We start from the raw sequence: 13,433 nt of genomic DNA on the forward strand, positions 1-13,433 counted from the left end.
CGCGCTCGGCCGCGGCCCGCGAGACCAAGTGGGGGGAAGACATGACGGCATATATCGTGTTTGACATCGACGTTCACGACGCACGCGGTTATGAGGAGTACAGAGAGATTGGTGCGCCGACCGTCGCCGAGTTCGGCGGGCGTTTCCTGGTGCGCGGCGGCGAGGCGGCAACGCTCGAAGGCGCATGGTCGCCTCGCCGCGTCGTGGTGCTCGAATTCGATTCGATCGACCGTGCAAAGGCGTGGTATGAGTCCGACGGCTATCGGCGCGCGCGGGATATTCGCGAGCGCACCGCACGCACGATCGGCATCATCGTACAGGGCGCGCCGCCGGCGACAACCGTGGGAGAGCAGGGATGACCAGGACGACTTCGGCGGCGCGCGTCGCGATCGTGGGCGCGGGTATCGGCGGGTGCGCGCTCGGCGCGATGCTGCAACGGATCGGCCATGACGTGCGCCTGTTCGAGCAGGCGCCGGCGTTTGCCCGAGTGGGGGCCGGCATTCACCTGAGCCCGAACCTGATGCGGGTGATGCGGCTGCTCGGTGTGCATCGCCAGGCCCTGTGGGCGGGCCAGGAACCCGACGCGTTCGCCAACCGCCAGGCGGCCGACGGTGAGCTGCTGTATCGGCTGCCGCTCGGCGAAAACGCGATCGGGCGCTTCGGCGCGACGTTCGTGACGCTCAAGCGCGGCGACCTGCATGCCGCGCTGTTGGGGGCGGTGGCACCCGGGACGATCGCGTGGGGCAAGCGTCTCGCCGGCCTCGACCCGGCGGGCGACGCGATCAGGCTGACGTTCGAGGACGGTTCGAGCGAAACGGCCGATCTGGTGATCGGGGCAGACGGCCTGCGCTCGCGCGTGCGCGAGGCGCTGCGCGGGTTCGAGGCGCCGGAATTCTCCGGGCAGGTCGCGTTTCGCGGGGCGTATCCGCGCGCGCTGCTGGGCGAACTCGCGGTCGAGGATCTGACCAAGTGGTGGGGCGACCGGAAATTCGTGCTGTCGTACTGGCTCGATCGTGCGCGCCGCGAATTTTATTTCGCCGCGATGACACCGCAGGCCGAGTGGCCCACGCAGGCTTCGTCGATGCCGGGCGACGTCGACGAGATGCAGGCGATCTTCGCCGATTTTCATCCGGCCGTGCGCCACATGCTGGCCCGCGCGCCACGCGAGTCGGTCATGAAGTGGGCGTTGTTCGAACGTTCGCCGCAGTTCGAGTTCGGCAACGAGCGCGTCGTGCTGATCGGCGACGCCTGTCATCCGATGCGCCCGTTCATGTCGCAGGGCGCGGCCATGGCGCTCGAGGACGCGACGATCCTGCTGCGCGCGCTCATCGGCTCGTCGAACGCGGCGAGTGCGTTCTCGACCTATGCGCAGTGCCGGGTCGCGCGACTCGGCGAAGTGCATCGCATATCCGCCGCGAATACCTTCATGCACGGTCCGACCGAGCCGGACTGGGTGTTCGGCTACGATGCACTGACCGCGCACGCGTCGTCCGCGCTGCCGCCGTTACCCGTCGAGCTGGACTGGCTGGTCGGCGCGTCGCCGCTCGCCGCGCGCATGCAGGCCGCGGCGACGCGTGCGGTACCGTCGCATCGGTCGCCGCCGATGCCGCACGCGCCGGTACCGTATTAGACCGGTGCCGGGTTGCGCTCGAAGCCGCGCTGGTGCCAGTACGGGTAGGGCAGTTGCGTCGTACTGGCAGCATCGAGCCGCTTCACCTGGTCGGGCGTCAAGGCCCAGCTGGCCGCCTGCGCGTTCTCGCGCAGTTGCGTCGCGTTTCGGGCACCGATGATCACGTTCGCGACGGTGGGCCGCCGCAGCAACCAGTTGAGTGCGACCTGCGCGACCGTCTTGCCGGTTTCGGCGGCGATCTCGTCGAGCGCGTCGACGACGTGGTGCAGCAGGGCATCCGTGACGGGCGGCCCCTCGTCGGCGGTCTTGTGCAGCCGGCTCGTCTCCGGCAACGGTCGGCCCCGGCCGATCAGGCCGGTCAGCCGCCCCCATCCGAGCGGGCTCCAGACCATCGCGGACACCTGCTGGTCGAGCGCGAGCGGCATCAGCTCCGTTTCGTAGTCGCGGCCGATCAGCGAATAGTAGACCTGGTGCACGGCATGCCGCGTGAGCCCGTCGCGATCGGCGGCCGCGAGCGACTTCATCAGGTGCCAGCCGGAGAAGTTCGAGCAGCCGATCACGCGGATCTTGCCGGCGCGCACGAAATCGTCGAGCGTGCGCAGCGTTTCCTCGACGCGTGTCTGGGCATCGAATCCATGCAGCTGGTACACGTCGATGTAGTCGGTGCCGAGCCGCTTGAGGCTGCCGTGAATGGCATTGGCGAGGTGATGGCGCGACGACCCGACGTCATTCGGGCCTTCGCCGAGCCGGAACGTCCCCTTCGTCGACACGATCACGCGATCGCGCCGACCGGCGATCGCCTGGCCGAGCAACTCTTCGGCGAGTCCGTCGGAATAGACGTCCGCGCTGTCGAACATCGAGATGCCGGCGTCGAGCGCGATGTCGACGAGCTCGCGTGCTCCGGCGGCGTCCGTGCTGCCCCATTCCCTGAAGAATGCGTTGCCGCCGCCGAACGTCGCGGTGCCGAGACTCAGAACGGGGACCTTGAAGCCGGTTCCGCCGAGGGTTCGGTATTCCATGATCGGTACTCCTTGTCGAAGTGTGAAGGACTGCAGGATGGCGCCGCGAGGGCGCGGGATACGGACGGGGACGGCAGGGCATGCGCCCGCCGTCCGCCGGGGTTCACGGGGGCGACCGGTCGGCGTGCATCAGCCACGCTGTCAGCAGGACGCCGGCGAATGCGGCACACGCGCCGACGGCGAAGGCGGACGGGTAGTCGGTACGCGCGACGACCCAGCCCGCGAGCGGGCCGGTGCACGCATAGGCGACGTCCTGGAACGCCGTGAAGCCGCCGAGGGCGGTGCCGCGTGCCTGCGCCGGCACGTGCCGGAGGGTGGCGACACCGAGCGCGGGAAAGACCAGCGAACAGCCGAGGCCGGATACGGTCGCGCCGACGAGCGCGACGCCGGATGCCGGCGCCGCCCACAGGAGAAGCTGGCCGATCGCCTCGACCGCGAGCGCGGCGAGCGCGACCGGATAACCGCCGAACCGGTCGGGCAGATGGCCGAACAGGACGCGGACGAGGACGAAGGCACCGCCGAAGCAACTGAGCGCGAGGCCCGCGCCTTCCCATCCGCGCGCCTGGAACAGCAGCGTCACGAACGCGCCGATCGCCGCGAAACCGACGCCCTGCAGCGCGAGGCTGCATCCGGGCCGCGCGATGATTCGCAGCACGCGGGACAGCGGCACCCGCAGGCCCGGCTGCGGCGCGACGGCAGGCAGCGTGGCGACGAGCGCGAGTGCGATGCAGGGCAGGACGATCGTGGCGCCGGCCACCGCCGCCAGCCCGCCGGCGCGCGCGAGCGCCATCCCGCATGGCGCGCCGAGCGCGATCGCGCCGTAGAGGGCCATGCCCGTCCACGAGAGCACGCGGCCCGAGCGGGTCGCGCCGAGCGTGCCGATGCCCCACGCGAGCGCCCCGGTGACGAGCTGGCTTTCGCCGAGCCCGGACAGCAGCCGCGCGGCAACCAGCAGCGCGAGACGCGCGCCCGGGCCGGCCGGCGCCGTGGCGCTCGCGACGTAGACGCCGCCCGCGACGACGCACGACACGAGCCCCGCGCACATCGTGCGCTTCGCGCCTCGATGATCGGCGCGGCGGCCCGCGATGCTCCGCGTGAGCACGGTCGCGAGGAATTGCGCGCCGACCGCCGTGCCGACGACGAGCGTGCCGAAGCCGAGCGTGTCGTGCACGTACAGCGGCACGACGGGCAGCAGGACGCCGAAGGTCAGCGCGCCGAGAAAGACGCCGAAACAGATGAGCCGGGCCGTGCGGGCCGGGGCGATGTCGGGTGCGACGACGTTGTCGAGGTCGGGGGCGTTCATCGGAAGGAGCCGGTTGATCGGCGTCACGGACGCCGGTAGCGGATGGACCAGACGGTCAGCAGGGTTGCGCCGAACAGCAGCAGGCAACCGAACGAGAAATCGTTGAGCGCGAGCATGTGGGCTTGCACGTCGATCGAGCGGCTGACCGACGCGAGCGCGCCGGCCGGCGACATGCCGGCATGTTCGAGCCGGGCGAGCCAGTCGCCGGCAGCCGGATCGAACGGCGTGATGCGATCGACGAGGTACGTGTTGTGAACGCGCGAGCGCCGTTCGAAATAGGTCGGCGCGACGGAGGTGGCGACGCTGGTGCCGATCCGGCGCAGCGCATTCTGCACGCCCGACGCCGCCGGCAGCCTTTCGCGCGGCAACCCGGCGATCGACAGCGACACGAGCGGGGTGATGAAAAACGCGGTGGCCGCGCCCATCAGCAGCGAGTTGGCCGCGATGTCGCCGAGCGTCACGTCGGTATTGAAGCCCATGCGCCAGAACGACGCCGCGCCCCAGCCGACCAGCGCCACGGTCGCGAGGTGGCGCGGATCGGTGCGCCCCTGGATGCGCCCGATCAACGGCGCGATCACGATGCCGGCGATGCCGAGCGGCGCGGTGGCGATGCCGGCCCAGGTTGCCGTGTAGCCCTGCTCGGTCTGCAACCAGAGCGGCACGAGCACGAGCGCGCCGTAATAGACGCCGAAGCCGACCGTCACGGCGATCGTTCCCGCCGTGAAACCGCGATCCGCGAACAGCCGCAGGTCGACGATCGGATGCGCGTCGGTCAGCTCCCAGAGGACCAGCGCGACGAACGACACGACGCAGAGCACGGCGAGCGCGCGGATCTCGACCGCCGCGAACCAGTCGAGGTTCTGGCCGCGGTCGAGCATCAGCTGCAGCGAGCCGAATGCGGCGGCGAGCAGCAGCAGGCCGACGAAATCGACGGGAAGGTGGCGGGTCGGGTTGTCGCGCCGGCCGAGAAAGCGGGTCAGCACGAGCAGGACCAGCGCCCCCGTCGGCACGTTGACGTAGAAGATGTAGGGCCACGAGAGGTTGTCGGTGATCCAGCCGCCGGCGATCGGGCCGAGCACCGGCGCGACGAACGTGGTGGTCTGCCAGACCGACAGCGCGACGTTGCGGCGCGCGGCCGGAAACACGGCCAGCAGCAGCGCCTGCGAGAGCGCGGTGATCGGCCCGGAGGCCGCGCCCTGCAGCGCGCGGAACAGCAGCAGCGATTCGAAATTTGGTGCGAGGCCGCACAGGATCGAGGTCAGGACGAACAGCACGACCGAGACCCGGAACAGCCGCACCTGGCCGAAGCGCTGCGCGAGCCAGCCGGTCAGCGGCAGCGTGATCGCGAGCGGCGTCGCGAACGACGTCAGCATCCAGGTGCCCATGTCGGGCGCGACGCCGAGATCGCCGGCGATGGTCGGTACCGCGACGTTGGCGATCGTCAGGTCGAGCGTCTGCATGAAGTTGGCGACGCTGATCGCGATCGCGACGAGCACGAGAGCCGGGCCCTGCAGCGGCTCCAGCGGCAGTTTCGGCGCCGCACCCCGAGCGACGGGCGCCATGCTCAGGCTCCCGGCGCGCGGCGCACGGCGGCGCCGTCGTTCGCGCGGATCGTGTCGTTGACGAGGGCGTCGCCGGACGAGGCATCGTCATCGAAGATCGACGTCGCGTCGATCGGGCGCCGGGCGGCGGCCGGCGCGGGGCGCACGGAGGCCGATGCGGTGCCGGGCGCGCCGTCGCCGAGCACGACCGATGCGTTCATCGACAGGCCGATGCGCAGCGGGTGCGCGCGCAATTCGCCGGGATCGAGCGCGACCCGCACGGGTACGCGCTGCACGACCTTGATCCAGTTGCCGGTCGCGTTCTGCGCGGGCACCGACGCGAATGCCGAACCCGTGCCCGCCTCGACGCCTTCGATGCGGCCGTGGAACACGACGTCGGAGCCATACAGGTCCGAGCGAAGCTCGACGGCCTGCCCGGCGTGCATGCCGCGCAGCTGCGATTCCTTGAAGTTGGCCTCGACCCACACATGGTCGAGCGGCACGAGCGCCATGGCCGGCGCGCCGGGCGTGACGTGTTGCCCGACCTGCACGACACGGCGTGTCACGAGCCCCGCCAGCGGCGCGCGGATTTCGGTGCGGCGCAGTGCGAGCGCCGCACTGCGCACCCGCGCGGCCGCGGCGCGCACCAGCGGGTTCGAGTCGATCGACGTGCCGTCGACGCGGGCACGCGATGCGTCGTATGCGGCCTGCTGCGCGTCCAGCGCGGCGGACGCACTGGTCATCGCGTCGCGCGCATGGCGGATGTCCTCGCGCGATACGCCGCCGTCCTGCGCGAGGCCGAGCCGCCGCTGCAGGTCGTCGGAGGCCTTCGACAGCTCGGCCTTGCGCTGGAGGATCTGTGCCGCCTCGCGCGCCGTGTCGGCATGCGCAGTGCGGTACTCGCGCACCGCATGGGCGAGCTGTGCAACGGCGTCGTCGAGCGCGAGCTTCGCATCGGTCGGATCGACGCGGAACAGCGGATCGCCGGCACGGACCCATTCGGCGTTCTGCACCATGATCGTGTCGACCGTGCCCGCCACCTGCGGCGATACCTGCACGACATCGCCCGTCACGTAGGCGTCGTCGGTCGTCTCGGTGCCGCGCGACGTGACCCACCAGTAGCCGCCGGCCAGCGCGGCCAGGGCGAGCGCGATGAAGAACCAGCGGAAGTAGCGGCGCCGCGTGGTGCGCAGCGCCGGTTCGGCGGGCGGGGGCGACGCCGCGCCCGCGGCGGCCGGCGCGGCGGCCGGCGGGGTGTCGGTGCGATTCATTGTTGGGCTCCGGGGTTCGTTGCGCCACCGAGCGCGGCGATCAGCCGGACGTGCTCGACGGCAAGTGAGGTATCGGCGCGAGCGACCGACCGGCGGTCCTCAAGCAGCCGGGTTTCGGCCAGCAGCACGTCCAGGTAGCCGGAAATGCCTTTCTGGTAGCGCCGCGTCTCGATGTCGTAGGTCTGCTGCGCGCGTGCCAGCGCATCGCGATTCAGGTCACGCTGCCTCGCCAGCGCGTCGAGCTGCACGAGCGAGTCGCTGACCTGGGCGAGCGCGTTGACGACGGTGTCGTCGTAGTCGGCGACGGCGGCGTTGTACGCGTCGGTCTGCGCGCGCAGGCCGGCTCGCAGCCTGCCGCCTTCGAAGATCGGCAGCGTGATCGCGGGGCCGGCGCCGAACGTGCCGCTGCTGCCGTGAAGCAGCGCGCGAAAGCCGAAACTCTGCACGCCGGCGAACGCCATCAGGTTGATGTCCGGATAGAACGCCGCGCGGGCCGCGTCGATGTCGGCCGACGCGGCCTCGACGCGATAGCGGGCCGCCAGGATGTCGGGCCGGCGCCCGACGAGCGCGGCCGGGAGCGTCGCGGGCAACGGCGTGACGGCATGCAGCACGCGGGGGGACGGCGTGAGTGTGTCCGCATAGCCGGGCCCGCGCCCGACGAGCGCCGCGAGCCGGTGGCGCAGCAGCGCGACGGCCGCGCGCTGCCGCTCGACATCGGCCTGCGCGAGCGGCAGCGGCTCGCCGGCACGCGCGACCGCGACCGGCATGTCGAGTCCCGCCGCTTCACGCTGGCGGGTGAGGCGCAGCAGGTAATCGTGCTGACGCAGCGTATCGTTCGCGATGTCGAGCAGTTGCAGCTCGAGCGCGAGCTGCAGGTACGTTTCGACGAGCGCGGCCTGCAACGACACGGTTGCCGCGCGCTCGAGCGACTGCTGCTCGCCGGCGCGCAGGGTCGCGGCGCGGGTCAGCGCGCGCAGGCGCCCGGCAACGTCGAGATCGAACGACGCATTCAGCAGCGCCTGCGCGTTGACTTGCCAGTGGCCTGCGGCGGGGGGCGGGGTGGTGTAGCTGCGCGGCAGCCGCGTCGGCGTCGCGCTGACCGCTGCGCCGAGCAGCGGCAGGGAATCCGCCGCGCTGACGTCGGCTTGCGCGAGCGCCTCGTCGACCCGGGCGCGCTGGGCCTTCAGCGACGGCGCGCCCGCGAGCGCGTCGGCCAGCACGCGGTCGAGCTGCGGATCGCCGAAGGTGCGCCACCATTGCGCGTCCACGTCGGCCTGACCCTTGGCCGCGTGAAGTGCGAGGCCCGGGTCGAGCTGTTCGACCGGGGTGATCTTCTGTTGGTCCGGCTGCTGGCCGAACGGGGCACAACCGGCCATGACGGCCGCCGTCACGGCTGCCGTAGCGATCGGACCCCATCTTCGAGTCGAGACAAGAAACTTGGACATGATCGGTTTCCACGAGTCCGGTTGACGAATTCAGACTATCTAAAAATATATCTTTAGATATTCTCAAACAAGGAGCAACTGTCAGAAATGGCAGTGGGGAGCGCCCGTGACGGGGCGGGAAGGGAACCGGGAGCGGGGAAGCCGCGCGCATGGGCGCGACCGTCAGGCGGACGCGGATTCGGCGAGGGCCGCCGCGACGATTTCGTCGATCGACGCGCCGCGCGTGTCGAGCAGGCGATGCGCGCAGGCCCGATACAGCGGATCGCGCGTCCGCTGCAACTCGGCCAGCACGGCGCGCGGATCGGGCACGTCAAGGAGCGGGCGCGCGGGATCGCGCGCGGTGCGCCGGTACAGCGCGTCGATGTCGTTGACCAGGTAGATCACGTGGCAGCGCGCCTTGAGGCGCGCGCGGGTGTCGTCGCGCAGCACCGCGCCGCCGCCGGTGGCGAGGATCAGCGTGTCGCGTTGCGACAGCGCATCGATGACGCCGGCTTCGCGGGCGCGGAACGTCGGCAGCGGGAACAGCATGGCAAGCGGGGCGCCGAAGCGCTGCTCCATCTCCCGGTCGGAATCCGCGAACGGGCGGTCGAGTGCCGCCGCAAGCGCCGCGCCGATCGTCGTCTTGCCCGCACCGGGCATGCCGATCAACGCGATGCGCGGATGGTGCGCTGCCGTCACAGCCGGCTCCGCAGCGAATGCGTCCGGCGCGTCGCCGCCGTGATACGGCGCAGGCGCACCGTATTGGCGAGGCGGTCCAGGACGCCGGTCATCCTTGCGGGCGATACGGGCGCGGCACCGGGTTGCGCGAGCAGATCGCCCAGCGCGATGCCCCCGACCTGCACGTCGTTCGCAAGCAGCGCGTCGGTCAGCATGGCGACGCTCGTATCGATGCCGGCCCACGCATGGCCGAAATCGGCGAGCACGCGGCGCGAGGTCGCGGGTGCCGCGAGGCAGTCGCGCCAGGGCACGAGTACGCCGCCGACGGGCGCTGTGCCGCGCGCGGTTTCCAGCAGCCGCCAGCCGTGTGCGGTGGCGCCGTTCCGCGTGCACCAGCGGCCATAGGCCGTCGCGGACGTATCGACGACCAACGCCGTCGGCAGCCGCAGTCTGCCGAGCCGGCGAAGCAGCGCGGCCCGCGCATCGTCGTCGACGTGCGGCGTGGCCACGCGCTGCACATGCGTCAGCAACTCCAGCTCGTCCTCGTAGTCCGCGCGCAATGCACGCAGCCAAGCGCCGGTGTCGCGACGCAGCGACGGCGGCACGACCCCGAGCAGGACCAGCAGGCGATCGTCGTGGCCGTCGCAGATGGCCCGCACCCGGCGCGCGACGGCGGTATCGGCGGACGCGGCACTCATGTCGCGCTCGGCTCGGCAACGGCGCCGGCATCGACGAACGGCGCGCGCGGGTAGGAACCGAGGATTCGCAGGTCGGCGGCGGTCGTCCTGATGTCGTCGAGGGCGGCACGGACATGCGCGTCGTCCTGATGGCCGTCGATGTCGACGAAGAAGCGGTACGCCCATCCGGCGGCGCGGCCGGGACGCGCGTCGAGCCACAGCACCGAGATCCGGTGCCGCGCCAATGCATCGAACACGCCTGCGAGCGCGCCGATCGTATCGTCGAGCTTCAGCAGGAGACTGGTGCGGTCGTGGCCTGTCGGCTCCGCCGGCGGCCCGCCGAGGACGAGAAAGCGCGTGCGATTGCCGGGTTCGTCCTGGATCGCGTTCGCCACGATACGCAGTCCGTACCGATCGGCCGCCCGTTCGCCGGCGATCGCTGCGCAATCCGTCATGCTCGCTGCTTCGCGGGCAGCCGCGGCGTTGCTCGCGACAGGCACGCGGCGCAATTGCGGCGCATGCGCATCGAGCCACGCGCGGCACTGCGCCAGCGCCTGCTGATGGCCGAGGACGCAGTCGACGCCTTCGAGCGTGCCGGATGCGCTCAGCAGGCAGTGCGCGACCGGCAGCACGATCTCGCCGACCACCGGAGCGGTTGCGTCGGCCAGCAGGTCGATCGCGCGCGTCACCGTGCCTTCGGTCGAGTTCTCGATCGGCACCACCGCATGGTCGACGTTCGCGGCCGCCAGTGCGGCGAACGTCGCTTCGAGCGTGTCGCACGCCTGTGGACGGATCGGGGCGCCGAAGTAGCGCTGCATCGCGGTCTCGGTAAAGGTGCCCGGCGGGCCGAGGAACGCGACCGACGGCACCTGCTGCAACTCGCGGCTGACGCGGAACAGCGTGTGCCAGATCGCCGCGACGTGGCGCGCCTGCAGCAGCCCGTGCGGCCGGGCGCACAGCCCCGCGACGATTTCCGTTTCCCGGGCCGGCTGGCGGATCGTCCGGCCGTCGAGCGCCTTGAACTGGCCGATCGCGGCGGCGTGCTGCATCCTGCGCGCGATCAGCGCGAGCAGTTCCTGGTCGATGGCATCGATCTGCGCGCGTTGCAGCGCGACCGGATCGTGAGCGGGCGAGGCGGTGGCGGTGAGGGTCATGACGGTACCGTGGAGGTAGCGAAAGAAAGCGGGTGCCCGGTCAGTGCGCGGGGGCGTGCCGGCCGATGCGGGCGGACTCGTGACGCACGCGTTCGAGTGCGACGCCGTACTCGATCTCGAGCTGCGCGACGATCTGCTCGACGCTCAGCACCGTGTCCATCGAGCCCACGCCCTGGCCGGCGCCCCAGATGTCGCGCCACTGGCGCGCGCCGGATTCGGGCGAGAAATCGAGGCGCGCGTGCTCGCTGCGGGGCAGGTTGCGGACGTCCATGCCCGCGGCCTCGATGCTCTGGCGCAGATAGTTGCCGTGCACGCCGCTGAACGCATCGGTGTAGACGATGTCGGCGGCGGTGGCCTCGACGATCGTGTCCTTGTAGCGCTGCGCCACGTTGGCTTCGTGCGACGCGAGGAAGCGGGTGCCCATGTACGCGCAGTCGGCACCCAGTGCAAGCGCCGCCGCGATGGCCGCGCCGGTGGCGATCGCGCCGGACAACGCGATGAAGCCGTCGTGCAGGCGGCGCACCTCCGACACCAGCGCGAACGGGGACAGCGTGCCGGCATGGCCGCCCGCTCCGGCCGCGACCAGGATCAGGCCGTCGACACCGGCCTCGAGCGCTTTTTCCGCGTGTCGTACGGTCGTGACGTCGTGCAGGACGACACCGCCGTAGGCGTGCACGGCTTCGACGATCTCGCGCGGCGGCGCGCGCAGGCTCGTGATCAGGATCGGCGTGCGCCGGTCGATGCAGATCCGCAAGTCCGCTTCGAGCCGCGTGTTGGTCTGATGGCAGATGTGATTGACCGCGTACGGCCCCACGCACGCATCCGGACGGGAGGCACGGTGCGCGGCGAGTTCCTCGTCGATGCGATCGATCCAGTCGCCGAGCTGCGCGCTCGGTCGTGCATTGAGCGCGGGAAAGGCGCCGACGATCCCGCTCTTGCACTGCGCCAGCACCATCTCGGGGTAGCTGGCGATCAGCATCGGCGACGCGATCAGCGGCAGGCGCAGGTCGTGCAGCGGCGTCGGGCGCATCGGGGTGTCTCCTCCAGTGGTGCTCATTGCGCGACCGGTGCGCGGTCGCGGCGCTCGGCAAGCCGCTCGTGAAAACTGTCGCGACCGACCGCGCAGCGTGTATGGATGCCTTCGCCGACGACGCCGGCCGCATCGCGAACCGACACCTTGTAGGTCATCATCCGGCCTTCCACGGAGATCAGCTCGGCGTCCACCGTGACTTCCCAGTCGGGCGGCGTCGGAGCGAGATGCTTGATCTCGAAGTTGTAGCCGACCGTCATCAGGTCGGAGCCGAGCAGGTGATCGGTTGCCTGCATGCAGGTCTGCTCGATGAAGATGATCATGATCGGGCTGGCAAGCGCGTGCGCTTCGCCGCCCCATTGATCTGCAAGCGAAATCGTATCGACGCGGTGCGTGGCACGGGCACGGAGGCCGGGTTGGATGGTCAAGGCAGACTCCTTCGGGATGAGAAACGAAAAATCGAGCATTCAGGCCGCGTGCATGTGCGAGGCCGTCGCGCGTCGCTGCATCTGGCTGAAGATGTTGCGCGCGTGCATCTCTTCGGTGCCGCCCGCGGTTCCCATGGCGAGTGCGTCGGCAACGAAGGTCGCGAGCGGGCCACGGCGATAACCGTCGCTGCCGTAGATCGCGAGCAGGTGCAGCGCGGCCTGGGTCAGGTCGCGGGCGCCGCCCAGTTTCGCAATCGAGCAGCTGGCGAGCGCGGACGGGTCGCCCGCCCGCAACTGGTCGAGCGCGGCGAGTGCCATCCAGCGCGAGCGCTCCGCACCGACGTGAATGTCGACGAGCCGCCGCTGGACATGCTGATGCTTGTCGAGCGTCACGCCGAGCGCGCCGCGTTCGCCGACATACGCGAGTGCGTCGTCGAGGAACGGCCCGACCACGTCCGCGCACAGCAGGCCGAACAACGCGCGGTTCATCGACGCGATGTCCATCAGCACGCGCAATCCATCCTTGGGACTGCAAAGCAAATCGTCCGTGCCGACGGGAACACCGTCGAACGTCATGTCGCCGATCGGCAGATCGGCGACGCCCAGGGTTTCCTGGGGCGCGGTGCGCGTCACGCCGGCGCGTTGCGGATCGAGAAGAACCAGCGCCGTACCGGGGCGACCGTCGTGCGTGGCGCTCGCGGCGACGAGGATCAGTGCCGCGTCCGGGGCGTGGCTGATGTTGTACTTGTGACCGTCGAGGCGGCCATCCTGGCCGTCCAGCGTGACGCGGCTCTGCAGTGCGCGGATTTCGGTGCCGGTGCCTTTTTCGGAAATGGCGGTCGCGGCCACCGCGCCGGACGTCAGGGCCGGCAGGAAACGGTCGCGCTGCGCCGGTGTGCCGTGGAGCAGCAGCGCGCGTATCACGGTCGCCTGATTCGCCAGCGCCATCGCGAAGCCGACGGATCTCGTCGCGGTCACGATCGCCTCGAACGCGGCGATGAACACGTTCAACGACGCGTCCGCGCCTGCGTCGCGGCCGGCGACGAGCGTGCGCCACAGGCCTGCTTCGGACAGCGCGCGCCAGGTTGCCCAGTCGAAGCCGCGGCGCGGCGACGGCGCGAAGTGACGCAGCGCGATGGCGCGATAGGTGGCGGCGGCAGCGCGTTGATCGGGGGTGGCTTCGAAGTTCATGGTGTCCCTGAGGCGATGCGGATGCGGTATGGCCAATCTATCCAAAACCCCGGGACGGAGAAACTGTCATTTTTCGCAATCGCTCAT

13 protein-coding genes are annotated in these 13,433 nt (G+C 70.6%); 2 read left to right on the forward strand and 11 right to left on the reverse strand.

What is annotated here, in order from left to right:
- Positions 1–41: 41 nt before the first annotated feature.
- Both DPV79_RS14335 and DPV79_RS14340 read left to right on the forward strand, forming a co-directional pair.
- The gene (locus tag DPV79_RS14335; protein WP_021157706.1) at positions 42–359 is read left to right on the forward strand and encodes a DUF1330 domain-containing protein; all 318 of its coding nucleotides are present in this window, start codon (positions 42–44) and stop codon (positions 357–359) included.
- Complete coding sequence (locus DPV79_RS14340) at positions 356–1,630, forward strand: FAD-dependent monooxygenase (protein ID WP_208866722.1); 1,275 nt, start codon at positions 356–358, stop codon at positions 1,628–1,630. The genes DPV79_RS14335 and DPV79_RS14340 overlap by 4 nt, the downstream gene beginning before the upstream one ends.
- Here DPV79_RS14340 and DPV79_RS14345 read toward each other — a convergent pair.
- The 11 genes from DPV79_RS14345 to DPV79_RS14395 all read right to left on the reverse strand — a co-directional run bounded on the left by DPV79_RS14345 (position 1,627) and on the right by DPV79_RS14395 (position 13,346).
- On the reverse strand, positions 1,627–2,649 hold the full coding sequence (locus tag DPV79_RS14345; RefSeq protein ID WP_113045695.1) for an aldo/keto reductase: 1,023 nt from the start codon (positions 2,647–2,649) through the stop codon (positions 1,627–1,629). The genes DPV79_RS14340 and DPV79_RS14345 overlap by 4 nt on opposite strands.
- A gap of 103 nt (positions 2,650–2,752) precedes the next feature.
- Entirely contained in the window at positions 2,753–3,952 is a 1,200-nt protein-coding gene (locus DPV79_RS14350) for an arabinose transporter (RefSeq protein ID WP_053077850.1), read from the reverse strand.
- Positions 3,953–3,975: 23 nt separating this feature from the next.
- Positions 3,976–5,514, reverse strand: a complete 1,539-nt coding sequence (locus DPV79_RS14355; protein WP_059696871.1) for a DHA2 family efflux MFS transporter permease subunit — start codon at positions 5,512–5,514, stop codon at positions 3,976–3,978.
- 2 nt (positions 5,515–5,516) lie between these two features.
- Complete coding sequence (locus tag DPV79_RS14360) at positions 5,517–6,764, reverse strand: HlyD/EmrA/EmrK family protein (RefSeq protein WP_060061276.1); 1,248 nt, start codon at positions 6,762–6,764, stop codon at positions 5,517–5,519.
- Positions 6,761–8,209, reverse strand: a complete 1,449-nt coding sequence (locus DPV79_RS14365) for an efflux transporter outer membrane subunit (protein ID WP_113045696.1) — start codon at positions 8,207–8,209, stop codon at positions 6,761–6,763. Before DPV79_RS14365 ends, DPV79_RS14360 begins: the two co-directional genes overlap by 4 nt.
- Positions 8,210–8,371: 162 nt before the next feature.
- The gene (locus DPV79_RS14370) at positions 8,372–8,887 is read right to left on the reverse strand and encodes a shikimate kinase (protein ID WP_425267358.1); all 516 of its coding nucleotides are present in this window, start codon (positions 8,885–8,887) and stop codon (positions 8,372–8,374) included.
- Positions 8,884–9,564: a hypothetical protein gene (locus tag DPV79_RS14375; protein WP_113045697.1), complete on the reverse strand. Its 681-nt coding sequence runs from the start codon at positions 9,562–9,564 to the stop codon at positions 8,884–8,886. The genes DPV79_RS14370 and DPV79_RS14375 overlap by 4 nt, the downstream gene beginning before the upstream one ends.
- A complete protein-coding gene (gene pheA / locus DPV79_RS14380; protein WP_113045698.1) occupies positions 9,561–10,697 on the reverse strand; it encodes a prephenate dehydratase in 1,137 nt (378 codons plus the stop codon). The genes DPV79_RS14375 and pheA overlap by 4 nt, the downstream gene beginning before the upstream one ends.
- A 40-nt stretch (positions 10,698–10,737) precedes the next feature.
- The gene (locus tag DPV79_RS14385) at positions 10,738–11,727 is read right to left on the reverse strand and encodes an NAD(P)H-dependent flavin oxidoreductase (protein ID WP_113045699.1); all 990 of its coding nucleotides are present in this window, start codon (positions 11,725–11,727) and stop codon (positions 10,738–10,740) included.
- A 23-nt stretch (positions 11,728–11,750) separates the two neighbouring features.
- On the reverse strand, positions 11,751–12,155 hold the full coding sequence (locus DPV79_RS14390; RefSeq protein WP_027792286.1) for a thioesterase family protein: 405 nt from the start codon (positions 12,153–12,155) through the stop codon (positions 11,751–11,753).
- Between the two features lie 39 nt (positions 12,156–12,194).
- Positions 12,195–13,346 (reverse strand): acyl-CoA dehydrogenase family protein, encoded by a 1,152-nt coding sequence (locus DPV79_RS14395; protein ID WP_059817327.1) that lies wholly within the window; start codon positions 13,344–13,346, stop codon positions 12,195–12,197.
- Between the last annotated feature and the right edge of the window lie 87 nt (positions 13,347–13,433).

The sequence above is a fragment of the Burkholderia reimsis genome (genome assembly GCF_003294055.1).
In the GTDB taxonomy this organism is placed as follows: Bacteria; Pseudomonadota; Gammaproteobacteria; order Burkholderiales; family Burkholderiaceae; genus Burkholderia; species Burkholderia cepacia.

Bases quoted from the DNA above. Each gene is read 5' to 3' on its own strand.
- DPV79_RS14335 (WP_021157706.1), top strand. From the start codon at position 42: ATGACGGCATATATCGTGTTTGACATCGACGTTCACGACGCACGCGGT.
- DPV79_RS14340 (WP_208866722.1), top strand. From the start codon at position 356: ATGACCAGGACGACTTCGGCGGCGCGCGTCGCGATCGTGGGCGCGGGT.
- DPV79_RS14345 (WP_113045695.1), bottom strand. From the start codon at position 2,649: ATGGAATACCGAACCCTCGGCGGAACCGGCTTCAAGGTCCCCGTTCTG.
- DPV79_RS14350 (WP_053077850.1), bottom strand. From the start codon at position 3,952: ATGAACGCCCCCGACCTCGACAACGTCGTCGCACCCGACATCGCCCCG.
- DPV79_RS14355 (WP_059696871.1), bottom strand. From the start codon at position 5,514: ATGGCGCCCGTCGCTCGGGGTGCGGCGCCGAAACTGCCGCTGGAGCCG.
- DPV79_RS14360 (WP_060061276.1), bottom strand. From the start codon at position 6,764: ATGAATCGCACCGACACCCCGCCGGCCGCCGCGCCGGCCGCCGCGGGC.
- DPV79_RS14365 (WP_113045696.1), bottom strand. From the start codon at position 8,209: ATGTCCAAGTTTCTTGTCTCGACTCGAAGATGGGGTCCGATCGCTACG.
- DPV79_RS14375 (WP_113045697.1), bottom strand. From the start codon at position 9,564: ATGAGTGCCGCGTCCGCCGATACCGCCGTCGCGCGCCGGGTGCGGGCC.
- pheA (WP_113045698.1), bottom strand. From the start codon at position 10,697: ATGACCCTCACCGCCACCGCCTCGCCCGCTCACGATCCGGTCGCGCTG.
- DPV79_RS14385 (WP_113045699.1), bottom strand. From the start codon at position 11,727: ATGCGCCCGACGCCGCTGCACGACCTGCGCCTGCCGCTGATCGCGTCG.
- DPV79_RS14395 (WP_059817327.1), bottom strand. From the start codon at position 13,346: ATGAACTTCGAAGCCACCCCCGATCAACGCGCTGCCGCCGCCACCTAT.